21 protein-coding genes, 6 tRNA genes and 1 rRNA gene are annotated in these 22,687 nt (G+C 52.6%); all 28 read right to left on the bottom strand.

Annotation, left to right across the window (positions count from 1 at the left end; genetic code table 11):
- Position 1 precedes the first annotated feature (1 nt).
- A complete protein-coding gene (locus H581_RS0105725) occupies positions 2–988 on the bottom strand; it encodes a gluconeogenesis factor YvcK family protein (RefSeq protein ID WP_028609178.1) in 987 nt (328 codons plus the stop codon).
- Between the two features lie 12 nt (positions 989–1,000).
- Positions 1,001–1,888 carry an RNase adapter RapZ gene (rapZ, locus tag H581_RS0105720; protein ID WP_028609177.1) on the bottom strand — a complete coding sequence of 296 codons (888 nt, stop codon included), beginning with the start codon at positions 1,886–1,888 and terminating at the stop codon, positions 1,001–1,003.
- A 91-nt stretch (positions 1,889–1,979) separates the two neighbouring features.
- On the bottom strand, positions 1,980–2,930 hold the full coding sequence (locus H581_RS0105715) for an ROK family glucokinase (RefSeq protein WP_028609176.1): 951 nt from the start codon (positions 2,928–2,930) through the stop codon (positions 1,980–1,982).
- A 210-nt stretch (positions 2,931–3,140) separates the two neighbouring features.
- On the bottom strand, positions 3,141–4,088 hold the full coding sequence (gene trxB / locus H581_RS0105710) for a thioredoxin-disulfide reductase (RefSeq protein WP_028609175.1): 948 nt from the start codon (positions 4,086–4,088) through the stop codon (positions 3,141–3,143).
- A 21-nt stretch (positions 4,089–4,109) separates the two neighbouring features.
- Positions 4,110–5,861 (bottom strand): tetratricopeptide repeat protein, encoded by a 1,752-nt coding sequence (locus tag H581_RS0105705; RefSeq protein ID WP_028609174.1) that lies wholly within the window; start codon positions 5,859–5,861, stop codon positions 4,110–4,112.
- Between the two features lie 165 nt (positions 5,862–6,026).
- The gene (locus H581_RS0105700; protein WP_028609173.1) at positions 6,027–6,977 is read right to left on the bottom strand and encodes a ribose-phosphate diphosphokinase; all 951 of its coding nucleotides are present in this window, start codon (positions 6,975–6,977) and stop codon (positions 6,027–6,029) included.
- 448 nt (positions 6,978–7,425) lie between these two features.
- Entirely contained in the window at positions 7,426–8,112 is a 687-nt protein-coding gene (gene hisIE / locus H581_RS0105690) for a bifunctional phosphoribosyl-AMP cyclohydrolase/phosphoribosyl-ATP diphosphatase HisIE (protein WP_028609172.1), read from the bottom strand.
- Positions 8,109–8,867 (bottom strand): imidazole glycerol phosphate synthase subunit HisF, encoded by a 759-nt coding sequence (hisF, locus tag H581_RS0105685; RefSeq protein WP_028609171.1) that lies wholly within the window; start codon positions 8,865–8,867, stop codon positions 8,109–8,111. The genes hisIE and hisF overlap by 4 nt, the downstream gene beginning before the upstream one ends.
- A gap of 334 nt (positions 8,868–9,201) precedes the next feature.
- A complete protein-coding gene (gene hisH, locus H581_RS0105680; protein WP_028609170.1) occupies positions 9,202–9,810 on the bottom strand; it encodes an imidazole glycerol phosphate synthase subunit HisH in 609 nt (202 codons plus the stop codon).
- Position 9,811: 1 nt separating this feature from the next.
- Entirely contained in the window at positions 9,812–10,411 is a 600-nt protein-coding gene (hisB, locus tag H581_RS0105675) for an imidazoleglycerol-phosphate dehydratase HisB (protein ID WP_028609169.1), read from the bottom strand.
- Positions 10,412–10,439: 28 nt separating this feature from the next.
- Positions 10,440–10,598 (bottom strand): hypothetical protein, encoded by a 159-nt coding sequence (locus H581_RS37680; protein WP_156889504.1) that lies wholly within the window; start codon positions 10,596–10,598, stop codon positions 10,440–10,442.
- A gap of 98 nt (positions 10,599–10,696) precedes the next feature.
- On the bottom strand, positions 10,697–11,974 hold the full coding sequence (gene hisD / locus H581_RS0105665) for a histidinol dehydrogenase (protein ID WP_425414584.1): 1,278 nt from the start codon (positions 11,972–11,974) through the stop codon (positions 10,697–10,699).
- A 324-nt stretch (positions 11,975–12,298) separates the two neighbouring features.
- Complete coding sequence (gene hisG, locus H581_RS0105660) at positions 12,299–12,943, bottom strand: ATP phosphoribosyltransferase (RefSeq protein ID WP_028609167.1); 645 nt, start codon at positions 12,941–12,943, stop codon at positions 12,299–12,301.
- Positions 12,940–14,169 (bottom strand): ATP phosphoribosyltransferase regulatory subunit, encoded by a 1,230-nt coding sequence (locus tag H581_RS0105655; protein WP_028609166.1) that lies wholly within the window; start codon positions 14,167–14,169, stop codon positions 12,940–12,942. Before H581_RS0105655 ends, hisG begins: the two co-directional genes overlap by 4 nt.
- 190 nt (positions 14,170–14,359) lie before the next feature.
- On the bottom strand, positions 14,360–14,893 hold the full coding sequence (locus H581_RS33185) for an acyltransferase (protein WP_051250488.1): 534 nt from the start codon (positions 14,891–14,893) through the stop codon (positions 14,360–14,362).
- Complete coding sequence (gene ppaX, locus H581_RS0105645; protein WP_028609165.1) at positions 14,886–15,551, bottom strand: pyrophosphatase PpaX; 666 nt, start codon at positions 15,549–15,551, stop codon at positions 14,886–14,888. Before ppaX ends, H581_RS33185 begins: the two co-directional genes overlap by 8 nt.
- Before the next feature lie 18 nt (positions 15,552–15,569).
- Positions 15,570–16,595 carry a prolipoprotein diacylglyceryl transferase gene (gene lgt / locus H581_RS0105640; RefSeq protein ID WP_028609164.1) on the bottom strand — a complete coding sequence of 342 codons (1,026 nt, stop codon included), beginning with the start codon at positions 16,593–16,595 and terminating at the stop codon, positions 15,570–15,572.
- Between the two features lie 33 nt (positions 16,596–16,628).
- A complete protein-coding gene (gene hprK, locus H581_RS0105635) occupies positions 16,629–17,567 on the bottom strand; it encodes an HPr(Ser) kinase/phosphatase (protein ID WP_028609163.1) in 939 nt (312 codons plus the stop codon).
- A gap of 241 nt (positions 17,568–17,808) precedes the next feature.
- Complete coding sequence (locus H581_RS0105630; RefSeq protein WP_028609162.1) at positions 17,809–18,930, bottom strand: ABC transporter ATP-binding protein; 1,122 nt, start codon at positions 18,928–18,930, stop codon at positions 17,809–17,811.
- A gap of 89 nt (positions 18,931–19,019) precedes the next feature.
- Positions 19,020–20,162 (bottom strand): PucR family transcriptional regulator, encoded by a 1,143-nt coding sequence (locus H581_RS0105625; protein ID WP_028609161.1) that lies wholly within the window; start codon positions 20,160–20,162, stop codon positions 19,020–19,022.
- Between the two features lie 123 nt (positions 20,163–20,285).
- On the bottom strand, positions 20,286–21,233 hold the full coding sequence (locus H581_RS0105620; protein WP_028609160.1) for an MraY family glycosyltransferase: 948 nt from the start codon (positions 21,231–21,233) through the stop codon (positions 20,286–20,288).
- A 433-nt stretch (positions 21,234–21,666) separates the two neighbouring features.
- Positions 21,667–21,739 (bottom strand) — tRNA-Lys (locus H581_RS0105615).
- A gap of 14 nt (positions 21,740–21,753) precedes the next feature.
- Positions 21,754–21,838, bottom strand: a tRNA-Tyr gene (locus tag H581_RS0105610).
- A gap of 36 nt (positions 21,839–21,874) precedes the next feature.
- Positions 21,875–21,950: transfer RNA gene (locus H581_RS0105605), tRNA-Phe, on the bottom strand.
- Positions 21,951–21,966: 16 nt separating this feature from the next.
- Positions 21,967–22,043 (bottom strand) — tRNA-Asp (locus tag H581_RS0105600).
- 20 nt (positions 22,044–22,063) lie between these two features.
- A tRNA-Val gene (locus H581_RS0105595) sits at positions 22,064–22,139 on the bottom strand.
- 24 nt (positions 22,140–22,163) lie between these two features.
- A tRNA-Met gene (locus H581_RS0105590) sits at positions 22,164–22,240 on the bottom strand.
- A gap of 216 nt (positions 22,241–22,456) precedes the next feature.
- A 23S ribosomal RNA gene (locus tag H581_RS0105585) occupies positions 22,457–22,687 on the bottom strand; the annotation flags it as partial.

Raw genomic sequence — 22,687 nt, 5'->3', positions numbered from 1 at the left:
ATCACCTCTTTCTTAACATCCAGTTCTCTACCAGTTTATATATATGATGGCTTAATCGTTCTGCATCATGCCGCAAAAAAGTCCGGAACAGCACAAGCCGGTCCGCGATGACCTCGTAGCCCTTCTGCGTCACCGCATCCAAATCGAGATGAACCGCCTTCGCGCCCATCTCCGCGTACCTGCTCTCAATTTGAGGCGGAATTTCACCGTCGTTCACGATCACGTAATCAAACAAATGATGGCCGATATGGGCATGGATCGCATCCAGATGATCGCCGACGGAGTAGTTATCCGTCTCGCCCGGCTGCGTCATCACATTGCATACGAACAGCTTAACCGCTTCCGAACCGACGATCGCGCTCGCCAGCTTCGGCACGAGCAGATTCGGAATGATACTCGTGTACAAGCTGCCGGGACCGATCAGAATCGCATCCGCCTGTTCGATCGCTTCGACCGCCTCCTCCAGCGGCTCTACGTCGGCTGGCTCCAGAAAGACACGCTTAATCGCCTGCCCTGCCTTCGGAATCATGGATTCGCCCGTTACGATTGAGCCGTCCGCCATCTCCGCCTTCAGCACAATCGCTTTCTCAGCCGCCGGAAGCACCCTTCCGCGTACCGCAAGCACCCGGCTAAGCTCGCGAATGCCGGCAACGAAATCGCCCGAAATGTCGGTCATCGCCGCAAGCATAAGATTGCCCAAGCTGTGGCCGGCGAGTCCGGGTACGCTTTTGAACCGGTACTGCAGCACCTCCGTAAGCAGCGGCTCCGCATCGGCCAGCGCCATTAAGACGTTGCGGATATCGCCCGGCGGCGGGATCTGCAGCTCATTGCGCAGAATGCCGGAGCTGCCCCCGTCATCGGCGACCGTTACGATGGCCGTAATATCGAGAGGCTTCTCCTTCAGTCCGCGAAGCATGACAGAAAGTCCCGTTCCGCCGCCGATGACGACGATTTTGGGACGCCTCAATATTTTGTGTCTTGTCTGCATCGTTTCACCCCGTTAATGCTTGTCACGATCGGAATCACGATGACTGATGCGGACACGTTCCGTATCGCTGCTCCCGAGCATGCGGCCCAAATATTCGGCTATGGCGACGGAGCGGTGTTTCCCGCCTGTGCAGCCAATACCGATAACAACCTGGCTCTTCCCTTCTTTGCGATAGAGAGGAATAAGGAACTGCAGCATGTCTAACAGCTTGGTTAGAAATTGCTGGGTTTCAGGCCATTTCATAACATAGTCATACACATCGGGATTCTGCCCCGTATTCGGGCGCAGATGCTCTACGTAATGCGGGTTTGGCAAAAACCGTACGTCATAGATAAGATCGGCGTCAATCGGAATGCCGTACTTGAAGCCGAAGGAGGTCACATTGATCGAGAGGCTGTTCTGCTCTTGATTGGTGAAATGCGTAATAATCCGTTCCTTCAAGTGCACCGGCTTCAAAATGCTGGTGTCGATCACCTGGGATGCGGAACCCTTCAAGTCCTCCAGAAGGCGGCGTTCATTGCGGATTCCCTCAAGCGGCAAGCCTTCCGGCGCAAGCGGATGCCTGCGGCGGCTCTCCTTATAACGCTGCACGAGAACCTCGTCCGTTGCGTCGAGGAACAAAATCTCACAGCTAATTGTAGAATGCTCTTTCATGTACGATAGCGATTCCGAAAGCGCCGTAAAAAACTCCCGTCCGCGCAAATCGATTACGAGCGCTACCTTCCCTATTTTACCGTTCGACTGCTCGATTAATTCGGCGAATTTCGGAATAAGTACCGGGGGTAAGTTATCGACGCAGAAGAAGCCGAGATCCTCCAGGCTTTGGACAGCTATGGTCTTGCCCGCACCCGACATCCCGGTAATGATGACAAGCTTCGCTACAGTTGCTCCCGTTTCCATGAATAATCCCCCCACTTGCGTGAACGGCTGCAGCCCTCTCCTTGCGGCATGAGCCGGTTCCGCGGTGATAATAACGGCGATTCAGATGAAGCTAGCCTCGTAGAATAAGGCCGGCAGCACCTACTACGCCTGCGTTATTGCCAAGCGTTGCCGCAACGATCTTAACGCCTTCCTTCGCTTGATCCTGCGTATACTTCTCGAACACCTCGCGAATTTGGTCGAACAGGAAGTCGCCTGCCTTCGATACGCCCCCGCCAATGATAAAATATTGCGGATTCAACACGATCGCGATCATCGCAAGCGATTTGCCTAAATAATAGGCGGCGCGGTTAACGATGCGAATGGATACTTCGTCTCCAGCTTTGGCTGCATCGAGCACGTCTTTCGCCATAATGTTCTCTACTTGCGACAGCGACGTACGGTCGCCGCGGCTTACGGCATCCTTCGCCATGCGGATGATGCCGGTTGCCGAAGATACGGTTTCCAAGCAGCCCATCTTGCCGCAGCCGCATTGGATCGCTTCCAGATCGGGCACGATCGCCATATGGCCGAGTTCGCCGGCCATGCCCGCATAGCCCTCTACGATCTTGCCATCTATAATAATGCCGCCGCCGACGCCTGTTCCAAGCGTATAGCAGACGCAGTGGGCAATGCCTTTGCCCGCGCCGCCCCAAGCCTCGCCGAGCGCAGCCACGTTGGCGTCGTTGTTGACCTTCACCGTGGTGTTCAGCTCTTGCTCCAGATAGGCCTTTAAATTAACGTTTTCAATTTTCAAGTTTGGCGCGAATTTGACAATCCCGTTCGGAATGTCGAGGAATCCCGCTATGCCGACGCCGACGCCGCCAACCTGCTCCCATTCATAGTCGGATTCGACTACGATTTGCTTCGCGTATTTTGCAATATTTTGAAGGATAGTGTCCGTTCCTTTACTCGTTTCCGTCGGCCCTTCGTACGTCTGGAGCAGCTGTCCATCCGCATTGCAAATGCCTACCTTAACAGCAGTTCCGCCGACATCGACACCAACGTAAATCTTCTCAGACATCACTATTCCACCTCATCGATATGTTAATCTTCTCTGTAACACTATAAGCTTTCCTTTACCTTGCGGTCAAGATCGCGAAAAACGGGCAAATCAAGTGAAACGGCAGGCCGTAGACCCATCCCGCTTATCAGTTGAAAAGGCTATACCTTCAAGCATACGCTCTGCCGGTATAGCCCCTTTCTGCAAACTTATGATGCTTGCCCCAACCATTTACTTCGATTTGCTCCAATCATGCGTGATGCTTCCTTCAAGGAATCTCTCGCAATCAAGCGCCGCCATGCAACCGCTGCCTGCAGCCGTAATCGCTTGGCGGTATTTGCTGTCCTGCACGTCTCCGCAAGCGAATACGCCTGGGACATTCGTCTCGGAAGTTCCCGGCTTTACGCGGATATAGCCGTGTTCGTCGGTATCGATCTGGCCGTTCAGGAACTTCGTATTCGGCGTATGGCCGATGGCTATGAATATCCCGTCCGTGTCGATGACTTCTTCCTCGCCGGACGCGTTGTTTCGAACTTTAAGGCCGGTTACGCCCATGCCGGTCGCAACAACCTCAATTGGCGTACGGTTCAGGCTCCAGCCGATTTTCTCGTTCTGTCGGGCGCGGTCCTGCATGATTTTCGAAGCGCGAAGCTCATCGCGCCGGTTAACGAGCTCCACGTTGGTTGCAAAACGGGTCAAGAAGTTCGCTTCTTCCATCGCCGAGTCGCCGCCGCCGACCACGATAATTTTTTTGCCGCGGAAGAAGAAGCCGTCGCAGGTCGCACACGTGCTTACGCCTCGTCCGACATTGTCCTTCTCGCCCGGAATGCCCAGGTACTTCGCCGATGCGCCTGTTGAGATAATGACGCTCTCGCCGATCAACTCGCCATGGCCCTCCACCTGCAGCTTGAATGGACGCTCGGATAAATCCACGCCGTTCACCCAGCCGGTTATGAATTTGGCGCCGAAGCGTTCAGCCTGCTTGCGCATATTCTCCATAAGCTCCGGTCCCATTATTCCTTCCGGGAAGCCCGGGAAGTTCTCGACCTCCGTTGTCGTCGTAAGCTGCCCGCCCGGCTCGGGACCTTCAATAATAAGCGGCTCCATGTTGGCACGCGCCAAGTAAATGGCTGCGGTTAGTCCGGCAGGGCCGGTACCGATAATAATCGATTTGTACATATCTTTCACCTCATACTAAAGTTATTCGCCCTTCAGCTCTGACGCGGCAAAAACGGAGCTGATCGACTTCATTTTTTCCTTAATGCCGCAAACCTCATCAATCGTCTTGACGTACTTGCTGACGGTTGCGATCGAGGTGCCGTACCGGACCGATACCTCGTGATAGGAAATCGCCCGCCGATGCATCTTGGCCGTCAAATATTCAAGCGCGGCTGCCCAGCCCTCAGGCTTCGTCAGCTTCGGAACATCCGGGTACACCCGCGATAGAAACTCTACCCAAAGCGTCATTAAATCATGCTGCTGCACGAGGTCGTACTGCTTGCTCATGCTGCTAAGCGCAGTCTCGACGACGGCCTGCCATTTATCCTCCCATACGGGAAGTCTCGACGGGACCCGCTTCGGCTCTATGATCGTCCCTTTACCTTCCAATATGACATGAAGGGGCTCCTGAACGCCGATCGTCCGAAGAACGAAAATCGCGATGCGCTTTAAATAGTCATCCTCATCCTTCTCAAGCAGGAAGGTTCGCAGCACGTCCTTCACTTCGCTGTCGGCAATCATGCCCAGCGCCTGGATCACCTGAAGCTTCGTATGCTGATCGCCGTGGCGCAGCGCCCAGAAGAAGGATGAACGGACCAGCGGATCGCGTTTCAAATGATCGGGAATGCCGTCCGACGATTTCTCCCACAGCTTGAACTGCTCTTCAAACGGCAAATGGTAGTGATAGCTGATCTGTGCCGATGGCTCTCCGCTCCGCAAGAGCTCAAGCTGGTCCATATAATAGTGGGGAATGCCCGAGTCCGGATCCAGCTTAATCGTCTGCTTCCACAGCCGCTCCGCCTCCTGCCATCTGCCGATATTGCATGCCGCGACCGCGGCGTAATGGTAGAGGCAAGGATCCTGATGAAGCTCGCTGTCCTTCAGCAAACGAATGAAATGCTTGTAGGCGGCGCCATGCTTCCCTAAGATGCCCATTGTGGTTGCCAGTTTAAACACATGCTCCTGATGGAACGGCACGGTCTTGCAGAGCAGCTCGATTAACGGCTGCAGGCTTTCTTCATCGTTCGCATGCTGATAGAAAATCGCAAGGTTGCACAGCGCGTGCAAATTGCCCGCTTCCAGCTGAAGCACCTCTTGGATCGTCTCCATCGCTTTGTCGAACATGCCCATATAATAATAAGCCAGCGCCAAATTATTGCGCGCCGCCAGGAATTCCGGCTGGCCTTCGATAATTTGCTCCAAAATGCGTACCGCCTCAGTGAACTTGCCTTCCTCCAGCAGCGTACGGGCTTGGTCATGCTCGACCAAACCTTCGCGCGACTTAATATTCGTCAGACGGGTAGGCCTTTCCAATTCGAAATGGAGCAGATCCATCATGTCTTCCGCTTCATCCAGAAATTGGCCTTCCTCGTCTTTCTCCAAATATTGAATAAGCGAACCCTCAGCCGCTTCATATTGCTCCATGTTGGCGAAGTTGTTCGCCATATAAAAATGGCATTCCGTCATCGTCGGGTCAAGCTCCTGCACGACCCAATCCAAAATCCGGTTCGATTCCTCGTAATTGCCCATTTCCGATAAGATGCCGGCCATATTGCAATGGTTTACCGGGTTTTCCGGCTCGTATTCGACGGCGCGACGAAAATATTTCAGTGCCTTGTCATAATGGAATCGATCCAGCGACCGAACCGCACGCTCGAAAAAAAACGTTGCATCCCATTGAATCGGTATGACTTTAGTCTGTTGGTCTACGGCAACACGTTTCTTCCCCTTCATTGGCAAGGCACCTCCCGTTACTTCCGATTTTTCTACGATTATACCATAGCAACGCCAATCCTAACACGAAAGAATATGTGGGAAAATCGCGAACGGCATACGAACCGCCCGCGATTTCCCGCAGCCTGACTATTCTATTCGCTTGCACGGCATATATGATTCCGCTTAGACACCACTGCTTTTGAACAAGGTGCTGATGGAGCCGCCCTCCAAAATAATGCGTGTCGCTTCCGCGAGCAGAGGCGCTACCGATAAAACCTTGAAGCGCTCCGGCGTTGATTCCGGCAGCCTGATCGAGTCGGTAACGATAACCTCTTTAATATTCGGATGATCCAAACGCTCAATGGCCGTACCGGAGAACAGTGGGTGCGTCGCGCATACGTATACATCCTCCGCGCCGCGTTCCTTGAGGCTCTCCACTACGTTAACAATCGTTGTACCTGTGTCGATCAAGTCTTCGATGATAATCGGAGTCTGGCCTTCGACATCGCCGATAACATGCGTAATGACCGATTCGTTATGCGCAGGGCGTTTCTTGATCATGATCGCGAACGACGTATCTAAATAGTTTGCCAGCTTCTCCGCAGTGGAAGCGCGTCCGGCGTCCGGCGATACGACAACCGGATTTTTGATGTTCTTCGATTTCAGATAGTCGCTGATGAGATCAAGCGCAGTCATATGATCGACCGGGATGTTGAAGAAGCCTTGAATGGCCGGTGCATGCAGGTCGATTGTAATGACGCGGTTCGCGCCGACCGTCGTGAGTACGTCTGCCAGCATTTTCGCGGAGATCGGCTCCCGCGGCGCCGCTTTGCGCTCCTGGCGCGCATAGCCGTAATACGGCATGATGATGTTGACCGTCCGGGCGGAAGCGCGCTTCGCCGCATCGATCATGACCAGCAATTCGACAAAATGCTCGTTAATCGGATGCGAGAACGACTGAACGAGAAATACGTCGCAATTCCGGATCGTTTCCTCGTAATGCACATAAATCTCTCCGCTTTTGAAACGGGACATCTTGATCGCACCTAGCGTCAGACCAAGTTCCGCACTAATTTTCTGAGCCAATACCGGATTTGACGAACCCGAAAAAATACGCACCTTGTCGCTTAACATGATACCCTCCTGAGCGTTAAAACCAATTAATTTTGAACCTGTGTCCTCGTCCTTGTCACATCATTCGACAAAGCTTGTTTTGTCCATTTATATTATACATTGAATTTACGATAATTCAAAAATTGATTAGCAATAATTTTCGACAATTACATGTCGACTGCCGCGTATATACGACTTCTTGCAGCACCGCGCGCGTCCAAAGGCATGGTTATCTCCGGGTCATAGGATGCAGGAGCCGCATGAAGCAGCGGCATACGGGCGGAAAAGCCGGTCTGCACGAGCCCGATCTCGTTCTCCATCTATAAGCTTGCCGACCGCATTGCCGCAGCGGGAATGGTAGGTATGATAATCGATTAACATGTGCATACCGGCCTTTCTTTGAAAAAATATGGCGAAGCAGCCGCCATCCTATGTCAACAGAAGTCGGCTGCCCGCGTAGAAGCTTATGCTATCGCATTTTGTTCGTCGTCGGCTTGCCGTGACGGCCGTTAATCTCGCGGATCACGTCATCCAGCGGAAGCCCGCGCTCGCGGAGGAGCACCATCAGGTGAAAGATAAGATCGCTGACTTCGCTGCGGAGCTCGTCATTGTCTTTGTTCTTCGCAGCGATGATCACCTCGGACGCTTCCTCGCCGACCTTCTTCAAAATTTTGTCGACGCCCTTCTCGAACAAATAAGTCGTATACGACCCTTCCGGACGCTCGGCGTAACGCTCGGCGATCACGCCCTCCAGCTGGCCGAGCGTACCGAAACGGTCCGCGGACGCTTCGGCGGATTCGGCGGGCGCGCTGCCGTTCACTTCGACCGGATTGAAGAAACAGGAGTATTTTCCCGTATGGCAAGCGGCCCCCTTCTGCTCCACCTTCACGAGCAGCGTGTCGCCGTCGCAATCATAAGTCATCGAGACGATGCGCTGTGTATTTCCGCTCGTCGCCCCTTTGTTCCAAAGCTCGTTCCGCGAACGGCTCCAGAACCAGGTTACCCCGCTCTCAACGGACAGCTGCAGCGATACTTTATTCATGTAGGCCATCATCAGCACTTCTTTGCTTTGCGCATCCTGTACAATGGCGGGAACCAGCCCGTTGTCGTCCCATTTCACCTTCGAAATAAGCTCGCTTTGAATGTTATCCGTCATCGCACCTCTACTCCTTTCCGCCGCAAATCATCCTTCACTTCGCGTATCGTCATTTCTTTATAGTGGAAAATGGTCGCTGCAAGAGCCGCATCCGCATGCGCGTATTGGAATACGTCGTTAAAGTGCCCAATCCGTCCCGCTCCGCCGGAAGCGATAACCGGGATCCCGAGCGAATCCGAAACCGCCTGGGTCAGCTTCAGATCGAAGCCGTCCTTCGTTCCGTCCGCATCCATGCTCGTGAGCAAAATTTCGCCTGCGCCCAGCCGTTCTGCCTCGCGGGCCCACTCCAACGCTTTTATTCCCGTCGTTTGGCGTCCGCCGTGCGTGTAGACCTCCCACTCTCCCCATTCCGGATTGAATTTCGCGTCAATCGCAACGACGATGCACTGCGAGCCGAATTTGCGCGCTCCGTCCTTGACGAGCCCCGGATTCTTGATCGCCGCCGTGTTAATGCCGATCTTGTCGGCGCCCGCGCGCAGCAGCCGCTTCATGTCATCGACATGCGATATGCCGCCGCCTACCGTGAACGGAATCGTAATCTCGCCCGCCGTCCGCTTGACGACTTCAATCATCGTGGCGCGTCCTTCTACCGAGGCGGATATGTCCAGAAATACGAGCTCGTCCGCCCCCTCCTGATCATACGTCGCCGCGAGCTCGACCGGATCGCCCGCATCGCGCAGGTTAACGAAGTTAACGCCCTTCACCACGCGTCCGTCCTTCACGTCGAGACACGGGATGATACGTTTCGCCAGCATGTAACCCTCTCCTTTTTCCCCGTCATGCCGGGCTTACTGTATATTCATTTTATTGAAACAGATGGTCTGTGGGGACAACTTGCTTAATATATAGCTATATAAGTTGAACGATTGATTTACATTAGCTGTTATCGCTGCGAGAGCAAATCATTCTTACGATCGCTGTTCCAGCCAAATGTTCTGAATAGGTAAACCCTGTTGTGTAACCATTTGGACTGCAAAAAGCGACCACTTCGTTTCTCCGGAACGATTTGCTCTCTCTGCTCCACGCTTTCGTTTCTTTCGTTCAACTTATATAGATTATTCGTGAAAACCAAATTACTTAGCATATCCCTTAATTTTTCGTGAGAGATAAAAAGTTGCCCAGCAGCTGCATGCCAAGCTCCCCGCTTTTCTCCGGGTGGAACTGCATGCCGTACACATTGCCGCGTCCCACGATAGCCGTCACCTGCTGATGGTAATCGGTTGTGGCGAGCAAATCGCTCTCTTGTTCGGGCTTCGCATGGAACGAGTGCACGAAGTATACATGGCCTTCCGATAAGCCGTCAAAAAGCGGCGATTGCGCCTTGTGGAACGAAAGCTTGTTCCAGCCCATATGCGGGATTTTGTAGTCGCCGCTGAATCGGATGACTTTACCGGGCAAGAGGTTAAGCCCTCCATGCGTGCCGTACTCCTCGCTCTCGCTGAATAGCAGCTGCATGCCGAGACAAATGCCGAGCATCGGCTTTCCCGAAGCAGCAAACGATTTCGTTACCTCGTCCAGCTTCGTATGACGCAGGTTCTGCATGGCATCGCCGAAAGCGCCGACGCCGGGAAGTATGGCGCCGTCCGCCTGCGCAATTGTCCCCGGATCAGCCGTAATGACCGCCTCGCAGCCGAGTCGTTCAACCGCCTTGCTAACGCTGTGCAGGTTGCCCATGCCGTAATCGATGATTGCGATCATACTAGAGAACCCCTTTCGTCGAAGGCACTCCTTGCACGCGAGGATCGATGCTCGTTGCTTCATCCAGCGCACGTCCCAGCGCCTTGAACACCGCTTCAATCATATGGTGCGTGTTCATGCCATAGTGGACGATGACGTGAAGCGTAATGCGCGATTCAAGCGCCAGCTTCCACAAAAACTCATGAACGAGCTCCGTCGAGAAGCTGCCGACCTGCGCGGATGGATATTCCGCACGGTACTCGAAGTGCGGACGATTGCTCACGTCAATGATAACCTGCGCAAGCGCCTCATCCATCGGCACGAATACGCTGGCATAACGTTTAATGCCGCGTTTGTCGCCGAGCGCCTCGCGAAGCGCTTGCCCGATGCAAATGCCGATATCCTCCACCGTGTGGTGGTCGTCGATATCGATATCGCCGCGCGCTTCGACCTCCAGGTTAAATTGGCCGTGTTTCGTAAATAAATCAAGCATATGATTCAGAAAAGGCACGTCCGTATCGAACTTCGCCTCGCCCGTACCGTCAACCGCAAATGTAAGCTTAATATCCGTCTCGTTCGTCTTCCGCGCCACCGATGCTTTGCGCACTCTATTCTCCGCCAATTTTTTTTCCTTCTTCCTTCAGTAAATTTCATTCCGCCGCATTTCGCGTTTTTATCAAAAATTCAAGAGCATTTTTGCTCTTCATTTTGTCCGATGCGCCGCATTTGTTCAATTCAAGAGCATATTTGCTCTTCGTTTCGCTCGATTCTCCGCATACCATCAAATCAAGAGCATTTTTGCCCTTCATTTCACTTAATACGCCTTATACCGTCAATTCAAGAGCATTTCCACTCTTCACTTGAGCAATGCAACTTATCGTACTACATGTGTTACACCAGGTAAGCTTTATCCGCGTTCCTTCTCCAATCGCACCTCGATTGCTCGGGCGTGGCCTTCCAGTCCCTCGTGACGCGCCAGCGTCATGATCTTATCGCCGTTTGCCATGAGCGCTTCTTTGCTGTAGTAGATCAGGCTGGACTTCTTCAAGAAGTCATCCACGTTTACAGGCGAGGAGAAGCGTGCCGTCCCGTTCGTCGGGATGATGTGGTTAGGACCTGCAAAATAGTCCCCGACCGGCTCAGAGCTGTACGGCCCGAGGAAGATGGCTCCCGCATTCTGAATATGCCCGAGAAGACGCATCGGATCAACCGTCAGCACCTCCAGGTGCTCCGGTGCCAACTGGTTTACCACATCGATGCCCGCCTCCAGCGAGTCGACTAGCAATACCGCGCCATAGCTGTCGATGGAGCTGCGCGCGATAGCTTGACGCGGCAGCGTGGACAGCTGCCGCTCCACCTCCGCCGAGACCGCTTCCGCAAGCTGCTGCGACGGCGTGACCAGAATCGCCGACGCCATCTCGTCGTGCTCGGCTTGCGACAGCAGATCCGCGGCTACGTACGCGGGATCTGCCGAATCGTCGGCTAGCACGACGATTTCACTTGGGCCGGCGATGCTGTCGATATCGACGGCGCCGAACACGGCGCGCTTCGCCAGCGCCACATAAATATTGCCCGGTCCGCATATTTTATCGACCGGAGCAATCGAGGCGGTGCCGTACGCAAGCGCGGCAATCGCCTGAGCCCCTCCGACCCGGTACATCTCCTTCACGCCCGCCTCGGCGGCGGCTACGAGAATATACGGGTCGATGCCCTCCGTGCCGCCGGTAGCGGGCGGCGTCACCATCACAATCTCCGGTACGCCGGCCACCTGTGCCGGAATCACATTCATCAGCACGGACGACGGATACGCCGCCTTGCCGCCGGGCACATAGACGCCGACCCGCTTCAGCGGCCGCATAATTTGCCCGAGCAGCGTCCCGTCCGGCTGCAGATCCATCCACGAGGTGCGCATCTGCTTCTCGTGGAACACCCTAATGTTCACGGCCGCCTCGCGGATCGCCGTAAGGAACGCGGCGTCGACCTGCCCGTACGCCGCCTCGATCTCCTGCTGCGTCACGCGAAGCGACGACGCATCCAGCTTCACCCGGTCGTGCTGCTCCGTATATCGCAGCAGCGCCGCATCCCCTTCGGCCTTCACATCTGCAACGATTCGAAGGGCCGCTTCATTTTGCTCCGGTGTCCCATACTCCACCTCGCGCTTTAAACCAAACTGCTCCGCCCGCATTATCCGCACACTGCCCACTCCTTCCAATTTCTTGCCTGGTTCCATCACCGTGAATCAAGCAACTGCTTTGTTATTTCAAATCCAAATTACCGTTTTGTATCAATCCGTCCCTGCGGGATCTATTTCTAATCCGAATTTACCTTCATATCCCGTTTCTATGAGCCTATTTCTAATCCACTGTCAATCCGTCTCTGCGGGACCTATTTCTAATCCAGATTACCGTTATTTCCCGTCCCCACGAACCTATTTCTAATCCCACTGTCAATCCGTTTCTACGAACCTATTTCAAACTCCACTGTCATTACATCCCGGCGAGCCTGATTGTTACACCCTGGCAGCCAGCGTCTCCTGCAGCCGATCGCACAAGCTCTGAATCGCTTCATTCTTCATCCGGTAGCTCACCCGGTTCGCGATTAGCCGGCTCGTGATGCCGAAGATGGACTCCATCTCCACAAGTCCGTTCTCCCGCAGCGTCTGTCCCGTTTCCACCATATCGACGATCCGATCCGCAAGTCCGATCATCGGCGCCAGCTCGATCGAGCCGTTCAGCTTAATAACCTCAACCTGCTGCCCCTGCTCGCGGAAATAGGCCGAAGCAACGTTCGGATACTTCGTCGCTACGCGCGGATGAATCGTCGGCTTCCAGTCCGGCAGGCCGATGACCGACATCCGGCATTTGGCGATCCCGAGATCAAGCAGCTCGTAGACATCCTTGTTCTCCTCCATGAGGACGTCTTTGCCGACAATTCCGATATCCGCCACGCCATACTCGACGTAGGTCGGCACATCGACCGGCTTCGCCATAATAAATTCCATTCCTGCCTCGGGCAGCTCGATAATCAGTTTCCGCGTATCGTCGAAATCGCTTGGAATCGGCAATCCGGCTTCACGGAACAGTTTCGATGCCTGCTTATAAATGCGGCCTTTCGGCATCGCCACTTTCAATATGTCCTTCGTCGTTCCGCTCATTCGGTACCGCCTCCTTTCATTCCATTCCCAAGAAAAGACACCAATGACGTATAGGTTAACCCTTTATGCGTGAATGGTATATCCGTTCCAATCTCTGCGGTCTCCAGCGTGCTGCGCGTGCCATCCACGCGCTCCGTCACAACATGAACGCCTTGCGAACGCAGCTCCTGCGCTCTTGCCAGCGCATCTGACCGCCCGGCAGCATTGTAGATGACAAGCGTCCGTTCCGCTGCGGCTTCCGTGTCATCGCCAAGGAGCTCCAGAATGCGCGTCGTCTTCAGCGCAAACCCCGTCGCCGGAGCCGGCCGGCCAAATTGAGCAAGTAAATTATCGTATCGTCCGCCGCTTACGACCGGAAATCCAAGGTCAGCCGCATAACCCTCGAACGTCATGCCCGTATAATAGGAGAAATCGCCGATCATCGTCAGATCGATCAATACGTACTCGCTTATGCCATATGCCTTCAGCACATCCCAAATCTCGCACAAATGGCGGATGGATGCCCGTGCCGTCACGTCAGCGCTCAACTGCAGCGCCTGATCGCATATCTCCTGGCCGCCGCGCAGACGGAGGATTCCCTCCAGCTCGCGTTGTACCGGCTCCTCCAGAGAAAGCTCGCGCAGCTTCTGGCGGTAGCCGACGTAATCGCGTCCGAGCAAGCAGCCCTTGAGCTGCTCCTGCGCTTCGATGCGGCCCGGAAGCGTCTCCTCCAGCAAGCCGTTTAAGAAGCCGACATGCCCGATCGCGATCTTGAAGCGCTCGACGCCTGACGCCTTCAAGGACGCTATCGCAAGCGCGACTACCTCAGCGTCGGCCTCAGCCGATGAATCGCCGACAAGCTCCACGCCCGTTTGGAAAAACTCCGCCTCGCGGCCGGCTTCCTCTTCAATCGCGCGGAACACGTTCGAATGATAGGACAGCCGCTGAGGGAAATCGGCTTGCTTCAGCAGCGATGCCACCACGCGCGCGATCGGAGCCGTCATATCGGACCGCAGCACCAGCGTCGTACCGCGGTTGTTCAGCAGCTTGAACAGTTTTTGGTCAGACGTCGAGCTCGCAACGCCTACCGTATCGTAGTATTCCATCGTCGGAGTCATAATCTGCTCGTAGCCCCAGCCTTGCATGCAGGCGAGCACCTGACGTTCAATATGACGCAGCTTCGCCACCGCGCCCGGCAAATAATCTTTAACGCCTATCGGCTTCTCAAATACTTTCGGTTTGGACATTCGTTATCACCTTCGATTGCTTTAGTATATTAAAGTACTACCAAGTTACCATACTAACAAATTAAAGAGTTAGTCGTAATATTAGCATGAAATTCGCTCCTCCGTCAAGCAGCTAATCGATCTTAACCGGGCACAAAGAAACCCCATCCCAGGTGCTCCGCACTCGATTGGGATGAGGCCGTTCGCCGCATTAATTCAACAAATTGCTCACATGATCGTCAAGCCCAGTTGTCACCGCTATTTCGTCCCGCCTAAGCTCTTTCATCGGATTGCCGCCTACGAAAGCATAAGCCGGCACATCCTTGTGGACCAGGGAGCCGGCTGCCACAACGGCATGGTCACCGATCGATACGCCAGGCAAAATCGTCGAATTCGCGCCGATCATGACGTTAGATCCAATCTTGACGTCGCCGAGCCGATACTCCTTGATCAGGTATTCATGCGTTAATATGGTTGTATTATATCCAATAATGGAATTGTTGCCGACCGTGATGCGCTCGGGAAAGAAAACATCAACCATGACCATTAAAGCGAATGCGGTGTGCTTTCCAACCTTCATGCCGAGAATACGGCGGTAAATCCAATTTTTGAGCGGAAGACTCGGACAATAGCGGGTCAGCTGTATAAATACGAAATTACGAACCGCCTTTACCCGGCTCACCGTTGAATACACCTGCCAAAGCGCATTGGGTCCTTCCACCGGATACCGTTCAACCTTACGCAAGCGTCTCCCGCTCCAATCCGACAAAAGAATACAGGTCGCGCATATCATCGATGACATGATCCGCTCCCGCTTCCTTCAAAATCTTCTCGCCCTTCAGCGACCAGGCTACGCCGACCGCGATAGCGCCTGCCGCAACAGCCGATTGAATATCTACGATGCTGTCGCCGACCATCATCGTCATACCCGGCTCTGCGCCAAGCAGCTCGATCGCTTTGCTGACCGGCTCCGGGTGCGGCTTCGGATTTTTGACGTCATCAATCGTTACAATCGAATCGACGTAGTCGAACAATCCGACAAACTTCAACCCCCGCTCCGTCGTTAAGCGCATTTTGGTCGTAACAACGCCGATTTGAATGCCGTTATCATGCAGCTTGGCTATGACTTCATTGACGTATTCGAACGGTTTGACATACTCATCATGCAAACGAAGATTTACTTCGCGATACGCGGCCACCAGATGCGTTACATCCTCGAGTCCGGAGAACCGCTTCATCTGGTCGGTCAACGGTTCACCCATGCTCGGGATAATATGCTCTCTTCCGAAATCATCCGGCGTATAACCTTTCAAGGACTCGATGAACGAGCGGATAATCAGCTCATTGGTGTCTAAGATCGTACCGTCCAAATCGAACAGCATCGTTTTGATTTTGCCCGTCATTGTTAAAGACCTCCTAAGTTACTCTTTCCCTTTCCCAGTCTCCGTGCTTAGGTCGCTCTCCGTCTTAGAAATGGCCTTCGCCGCTTCCTTCTCGCTTGCAGCCGTATCATCCTTGCCGTCATTGCGCTCCGGCTTGCTCGACACAATCGGGTCATGGTAATAAGCGGATGCAAGGCCTGTCTTGCGGCGAACGATAATAAGAACGATAGCCCCGATAATGAGGAGCAAGGCAAGCGCCTGAGAGATACGAACGTTCCCGTAAGCCGGATCCAAATATCCTTGCTGGAATACGAGCTCCATCGGTGACCATAATGCATTGATAAATGATGCAAGCCACTGCGGTCCTATGAAAGCCAGACTATCGGTGCGAAGCGCTTCGATAAAGAACCGGCCGATCGAGTACCAAATAAAGTAGCTGGCTACCAGCTCGCCCGCGCGTAAGAAACGCTGTCTGCGCAGCACGAACAAGATCGCGATCCCAACCAGACTCCATAATGACTCGTACAAAAACGCAGGATGACGATAGATGCCGTCAATCAGCATTTGATCCACGATAAATGATGGCAGGTGAAGCGAATCACGAAGAAACGATTCTGTTGTTTCGCCGCCGTAGGCTTCCTGATTCATGAAGTTGCCCCATCGTCCGATCATCTGGCCTGCAAGCAGCGACGGCGCGCAAATATCTACGATTCGCCAGAAATTGTAGCCCTTATAGCGGAAATAGAAGAACCCGCAAATAAATGCCCCGATCAGCGCGCCATAGATGGCGATACCGCCCTCCCATATTTTAAACACATCGAGAAATCTTCCCCTGTAATCTTCCCATTTGAACGCTACATAATAAATACGCGCCCCGATAATTGCGGAAGGAACGCCAAGCAGCAGCAAATCCATGAAGAAGTCCGGCTTAATGCCGAACCGTTTTCCTTCCTGCACCGCAAGCAGCAGCCCAACCAGCGCCGCCGTTCCCAAAATAATGCCGTACCAATGCACCTCAATCGAACCGAGCGTGAAGGCAATTGGATTTAGTATCAATGTCTTCATTCTTTATATCCCCTTTTGGCTCAATCTCAAATCTCAATCGTAATCGTCCATATCGTCGGCGATCGTCTCAGTCAGCTTATTCGTAAATTGCAGCGCAGCGTTGTAGCCCATCCGTTTCAAACGGAAGTTCATGGCCGCTACCTCGATGATGACCGCTAAGTTCCGGCCCGGACGAACGGGAACCGTCACGAGCGGGATATCCGTTTCAATAATGCGCGTTGTCTCTTCGTCGAGACCGAGACGGTCGTACTGCTTATCCTGCTGCCAATTCTCCAGCTTGATAACAAGGCCTATCCGCTTCTGCGTGCGTACGGCGCCGGCACCGAATAACGTCATCACGTTAATAATGCCCAGCCCGCGGATCTCGAGCAAATGCCGAATCAGCTCCGGAGCGCTGCCGTGCAGCTGCCCATCCGATGTCTGCCGAATTTCAACCGCATCGTCCGCGACCAGCCGGTGTCCGCGCTTCACAAGCTCGAGCGCCGTCTCGCTCTTACCGATGCCGCTTCCGCCGGTAATGAGCATGCCTACGCCGTAGACGTCGACGAGGACGCCGTGTATCGTTGCCGTCGGGGCGAGCTTTCTCTCCAGAAAGTCCGTAATGCGGCTGGATAGGATGGTCGTTGCCGTCTGGCTGCGCAGCACCGGAATATTCGTCTCATTCGATTGATCGATGAGCTCCTGAGGCGCTTCCAATCCCCTGGTCAAAATAACGCATGGCGTATCTTCGTTGCAAAGCCGTACCATGCGGTCTTTCCGTTCTTCGCTGCCCAGCATATGCAAGAAAGATATTTCCGTCCGTCCGAGCAGTTGTACCCGCTCGCTTGGATGGTAATGGAAATAACCCGCCATCTCCAGGCCTGGACGATACAAATCGTCGACCGTAATTGCGCGCTTCAGTCCGTCCTCACCGGCGACAATCTCTAGCTGAAATTGCTGGACGAGCTCAGACACTTTCACTTTTTTAGCCATCGTACGGCCTCCTCATAGGGCAACTGCTTATATTTGCGTGTATGTATGCTTTTTTTCCCAATGTCTTCATCGTAAAGGAAAAAGGCGCCGAACGCAACGTTTCCTCCGTCGCCCGGCGCCTCATTTATTTAATCGGGATGCTAATCGGCATTAACGGTTAGACGCCCGAACGGCCAAAACGGTTTTCCGAACACAAAAAAACCGCCGGAATTAACCAGCAGCTCTTTCGCCATACTATAGATTAAGCTTCGAAAATGTTAAGTTCTGTTTCTTTGTCGAACAGGTGTACTTTGTTCATGTCAAGAGCAAGCTTCACGCTTACGCCGTCGCGAACGCCGGAGCGGCCGTCAACACGAGCGATAACCGTGTCATTGCCGATGCCGTTCAAGTACAGGTACATTTCGTGACCAAGATTCTCTGCTACCTCTACATTCGCGTTAACGATCGTTTGAGGAGAAGCTTCCAGGAATACCGGCTCTTCGTGAAGATCCTCTGGACGAATGCCAAGGATAACTTCTTTGCCGATGTAACCTTTCGAGCGAAGCGAAGCCGCTTTGCCTTCAGGAACAACAACGTCTACGCCGCTAGCTTTGAAGCGAAGTGCTCCGCCTTGTTCAGCAAGCGTTCCGCTGATGAAGTTCATCGAAGGAGCGCCGATGAAGCCTGCAACGAAAATATTAACCGGATGGTTGTAAAGCTCTTCTGGGGAAGCCGTTTGTTGAATGAAACCGTCTTTCATAACTACGATACGGTCACCCATCGTCATAGCCTCGATTTGGTCATGCGTTACGTAGATTGTAGTTGTTTCAAGACGCTTGGTAAGCTTGGAGATTTCCGCACGCATCTGTCCACGAAGTTTCGCGTCCAAGTTGGAGAGCGGCTCATCCATCAAGAATACTTGCGGCTCACGTACGATTGCGCGTCCTAGAGCGACACGCTGACGTTGACCGCCCGAAAGCGCTTTTGGTTTACGGTCAAGCAAATGCTCGATATCAAGAATTTTAGCAGCTTCACGAACGCGTTTGTCGATGTCTGCTTTTTTAAATTTGCGTAGTTTAAGGCCGAATGCCATGTTTTGGTAAACGTTCATGTGCGGGTACAACGCGTAGGATTGGAAAACCATCGCGATGTCGCGGTCCTTCGGAGCAACGTCGTTTACAAGACGGTCGCCGATGAACAATTTACCTTCGGAAATTTCTTCAAGACCTGCAATCATACGAAGAGTTGTCGATTTACCGCAACCGGATGGTCCAACCAAAACGAGAAACTCTTTGTCCTTGATGTCTAAGTTAACGTCAGTAACCGATGCTTTGTCGGAACCCGGGTATTTTTTGTAAATGCCTTCTAAACGTACGCCTGCCATGATAATTTTCCCCCTAGATAGAAATTTCGATATGCCTATATCTTATCCCACACAAGGGATTGTGACTATGCACATACTTTACAAAAAAACTAATTTCTTTTCGTAACTTTGTACAATAGTAATATAATTTTCACTAAAACCGCATCGCGAAATTGCCGAACATCCAGTCCGGTTTCTTGTTTTAGCTTGTCCAAGCGATACAAAAGCGTATTACGGTGTATATATAATTTCTTCGCTGTTTCACTAACATTGCAATCGAGCGCAAAGAAGGTTTCGATCGTACTGAGCATCTCCGATTCTACGAACAAATCCGCCCGCTTTAGGGATTGCTCCAAATATTTCGACCTCTGCGCCTCTGGAATCGCGTTTAACAGCCGCTCCAGCTGGAGCATCCACGGCAGATGGATATTGGTTCCGACGTGAAACTTACGGCCGAGATTCAAGGTTTCGCGCAGCAGAATCGTTGTTTCCACCATGCCTTTGGCCGGTGCCGCCGGATAGGCGACTGCCAGATGGCATTCCCCGATCCATTCGCTTGCAAGCATCTCATGCAATCCTGATCCTATCGAAGCCAGGCTGTCCTCCAGCGTCTCATCTTCTTGTTCCTCGAAGGCTTCGACATCCTCGTCGCGCAGCAGCGAGATGGAGCCCCATATAAGCCATTCCTGGCTTTTGAGAGGGATAAGAATAATATCATCGGATAAAAAAGAGCGAAGAAGCTTCTCCAGCTCCGTAAAAGCAGTTTGCTTCGTATTGGTTTGCTCGGTTACCAGTAAAAATGGAATCATTTCATTAAACAGACGGCTGCCAACCGTCAAATGATCAGGCAGCGAATACGCGGGCTCATCCGCTTCAAGCTGCTTTTGTATCCACTCGCTAAGCTTGAGTGAATTACGCTCCGTCTCCGAGACTGCCGTTGACGCTTTCTGCGCAAACTGGCCCCGGTTTAATTGTAGCGTCCAACTTATTAGCTCCTTCTCGGAGATTTGCAGCGATGGATGATCAATTTCAATCAAATCAACTGTGGAATCCGTACTCGTCAAAACAATAGAGGTTTTTCCGTTCTTCTCTACTCGCGCGCCTTCTGCGGGAATGGAATTTTTCTTATCTCCCAGCCATACGTTATCGGCGTCCTTGACGAAGTCATTCCAGTCCGCTAACGATTTCGTAACTACATGTACAGGACAATTCAAAATGTGCTGCAGCGGCTTTAACCAGTCTGTCGTGCTCATTTCTCAGGTCTCCATTCTCCACAGCGTTAAATGATTACTGCTCTGAAAGGCTTCCCAGATGACGATTCGCAGCATCATGTTAACGCTTTTTTTTCGTCATTGTACCATAAGCGCTTGCCTAATTCAGCCTACAGCCAATAAAAGAATGATCGACATCAGCGCGAACAGGGCCGCTATCAAGTACATAAAGGAGACCGTTTGCACCTGATTTAAGCCCCATTTCATGAGGGTATGGTGCGTGTGCAGCTTATCTGCGCGGTGCAAGCCCTTACCGCTTATCAATCTGCGAAGCATTACATAAGTCGTGTCCAAAATAGGCAGGCCAAGGGCAAGCAGCGGTACTAGCACCGTTATAAATGTCGCTTTCTTGAACGTGCCGTGTACCGCGATAACCGCTAACGTATACCCCAAGAAGGTTGCTCCCGCATCCCCCATAAATATCCTGGCCGGATAAAAGTTATGTACCAGAAATCCAAAAGAAACACCCGCTACAATAATGGCCAAAATAGCCGTTTCCGGCTGTCCCTTTATTAAAGCGGCCGTAAGCAGAGTGAGGGCCGATAACATGCTTACGCCGGCGGCAAGACCGTCGACGCCGTCGATAAAATTGATCATATTGATAAGGGCAAACACCCAAAGCATGGTCATTAACCACGAGAACCAATCCGGGAAGGAAATAAATAAACCGTTAATCGGATTCGCAATGCCGGCGATCTTAATTTGGAACAAACTCGGAATGGATGCTGCCCCCATATAGAGTATGACCCGCGGCCACACGGGAAAATCCTTGCCTTTCGACTTAGCCGCATCGTCTACCAAGCCGACCGTTACAAGCACTAAACCGCCTGCGGCAATGGTGCCGGTCAGCGGAGTAAACCCAAGGAACAGAAACATGACTAGGACACAGCCGGCAAAAATAGCCGCTCCCCCCATAAGGGGAACCGGCTTATTGTGTATTTTGCGAGTATTCGGACGATCGACAAAACCGAGGTTCAGCGCAAGCTTACGGAGCGGCGGAACACATGCAAATACAATTGCAAAGCTGATTAAAGCCGCTAGTGCGTAAACCATAACAATTACCCCTTTTTATGTTCGGTATGCCTATATTGTTCCCTTTTATCGTGAAAATACAAGGATCAATTCAAACCGATTGACCGGCTACCCCTTTTATGTTACGTCCAACAGAAGTTAGCTGAACAAGAATTTCCCTCCAGTCTGATAACAGTCGTTTTACTGGCCTCCATAGGCGCTAAGCATTACGTCAGCGGCGTGTATGCGGTCGATTCCCAGATCAACCGTTCGCAAGGGCCAAATGATGAGCCTATATTCGAATTAAATGATGACTTGATCCAGCGACTTACGGATACCGTGAATGAATTGGTTCAAGAGCTTGCTCTTCGCTGTAAATAAAAAAAGGATTATTCATTGAGCGATTGCAGCAGACTAGTGGATAAAACAAAAAAACCGAAGATCGGCTGATCCGCGGTAACATTGTGTAAAGTGATGAGCCATGAAGGACTCGAACCTTCGACACCCTGATTAAAAGTCAGGTGCTCTACCAACTGAGCTAATGGCTCTTATTGTAAAGAAGTGGTGGAGGGCGATGGATTCGAACCACCGAACTCAGAGAGAGCAGATTTACAGTCTGCCGTGTTTAGCCACTTCACTAGCCCTCCATATAGAACTCTTTTTGCCTAAGCAAAAAAATGAAATGGTGGCTCGGGACGGAATCGAACCGCCGACACGAGGATTTTCAGTCCTCTGCTCTACCGACTGAGCTACCGAGCCTAACATTGAAGAAAAATGGCGGAGCTGACGGGATTCGAACCCGCGGTCTCCTGCGTGACAGGCAGGCATGTTAGGCCTCTACACCACAGCTCCAAAATACCGAATAAAGTTCATGGTGGAGGATGACGGGATCGAACCGCCGACCCTCTGCTTGTAAGGCAGATGCTCTCCCAGCTGAGCTAATCCTCCAAATTGGGTTATAAAGAAAGGTAATGGTAGCGGCGAAGGGGATCGAACCCCCGACCTCACGGGTATGAACCGTACGCTCTAGCCAGCTGAGCTACACCGCCACGCTTGTCCCCCGAATAAATGTCGCTTGCAGCGTTCGGGGACGCATGCAAGATCAGGTAATATGACATCGCCAAATGTCTTCGCAATCCAGCTGATGCAGTCATACTAGATAACTTGTCAGCCAGGGTTTGCGCCCTGAAAACCGGATACGAAAGAAATTGCTGCTGAACTTTAGCTGTTTGTCTGCCGGATGTATGGGTCCATGCAGATCTTCTTAGGATAAGCCCTCGACCGATTAGTATTCGTCAGCTGCACGCATTGCTGCGCTTCCACCCCGAACCTATCAACCTCGTCGTCTTCAAGGGGTCTTACATACTGGGAAATCTCATCTTGAGGGGGGCTTCACGCTTAGATGCTTTCAGCGCTTATCCCGTCCGTACTTGGCTACCCAGCGGTGCTCCTGGCGGAACAACTGGTACACCAGCGGTACGTCCATCCCGGTCCTC

Source organism: Paenibacillus harenae DSM 16969, assembly GCF_000422465.1.
Taxonomy (GTDB): domain Bacteria; phylum Bacillota; class Bacilli; order Paenibacillales; family Paenibacillaceae; genus Pristimantibacillus; species Pristimantibacillus harenae.
This window is presented reverse-complemented; position numbering and strand designations above follow the sequence as displayed.

What these genes read in the sequence shown, in the direction of transcription:
- H581_RS0105725 (WP_028609178.1), bottom strand. Translation starts at nt 988, where the DNA reads ATGCAGACAAGACACAAAATATTGAGGCGTCCCAAAATCGTCGTCATC.
- rapZ (WP_028609177.1), bottom strand. Translation starts at nt 1,888, where the DNA reads ATGGAAACGGGAGCAACTGTAGCGAAGCTTGTCATCATTACCGGGATG.
- H581_RS0105715 (WP_028609176.1), bottom strand. Translation starts at nt 2,930, where the DNA reads ATGTCTGAGAAGATTTACGTTGGTGTCGATGTCGGCGGAACTGCTGTT.
- trxB (WP_028609175.1), bottom strand. Translation starts at nt 4,088, where the DNA reads ATGTACAAATCGATTATTATCGGTACCGGCCCTGCCGGACTAACCGCA.
- H581_RS0105705 (WP_028609174.1), bottom strand. Translation starts at nt 5,861, where the DNA reads ATGAAGGGGAAGAAACGTGTTGCCGTAGACCAACAGACTAAAGTCATA.
- H581_RS0105700 (WP_028609173.1), bottom strand. Translation starts at nt 6,977, where the DNA reads ATGTTAAGCGACAAGGTGCGTATTTTTTCGGGTTCGTCAAATCCGGTA.
- hisIE (WP_028609172.1), bottom strand. Translation starts at nt 8,112, where the DNA reads ATGACGGATAACATTCAAAGCGAGCTTATTTCGAAGGTGAAATGGGAC.
- hisF (WP_028609171.1), bottom strand. Translation starts at nt 8,867, where the DNA reads ATGCTGGCGAAACGTATCATCCCGTGTCTCGACGTGAAGGACGGACGC.
- hisH (WP_028609170.1), bottom strand. Translation starts at nt 9,810, where the DNA reads ATGATCGCAATCATCGATTACGGCATGGGCAACCTGCACAGCGTTAGC.
- H581_RS37680 (WP_156889504.1), bottom strand. Translation starts at nt 10,598, where the DNA reads ATGAAGGGCAAAAATGCTCTTGATTTGATGGTATGCGGAGAATCGAGC.
- hisD (WP_425414584.1), bottom strand. Translation starts at nt 11,974, where the DNA reads ATGCGGGCGGAGCAGTTTGGTTTAAAGCGCGAGGTGGAGTATGGGACA.
- hisG (WP_028609167.1), bottom strand. Translation starts at nt 12,943, where the DNA reads ATGAGCGGAACGACGAAGGACATATTGAAAGTGGCGATGCCGAAAGGC.
- H581_RS0105655 (WP_028609166.1), bottom strand. Translation starts at nt 14,169, where the DNA reads ATGTCCAAACCGAAAGTATTTGAGAAGCCGATAGGCGTTAAAGATTAT.
- ppaX (WP_028609165.1), bottom strand. Translation starts at nt 15,551, where the DNA reads ATGACGGGCAAAATCAAAACGATGCTGTTCGATTTGGACGGTACGATC.
- lgt (WP_028609164.1), bottom strand. Translation starts at nt 16,595, where the DNA reads ATGAAGACATTGATACTAAATCCAATTGCCTTCACGCTCGGTTCGATT.
- hprK (WP_028609163.1), bottom strand. Translation starts at nt 17,567, where the DNA reads ATGGCTAAAAAAGTGAAAGTGTCTGAGCTCGTCCAGCAATTTCAGCTA.
- H581_RS0105630 (WP_028609162.1), bottom strand. Translation starts at nt 18,930, where the DNA reads ATGGCAGGCGTACGTTTAGAAGGCATTTACAAAAAATACCCGGGTTCC.
- H581_RS0105625 (WP_028609161.1), bottom strand. Translation starts at nt 20,162, where the DNA reads ATGAGCACGACAGACTGGTTAAAGCCGCTGCAGCACATTTTGAATTGT.
- H581_RS0105620 (WP_028609160.1), bottom strand. Translation starts at nt 21,233, where the DNA reads ATGGTTTACGCACTAGCGGCTTTAATCAGCTTTGCAATTGTATTTGCA.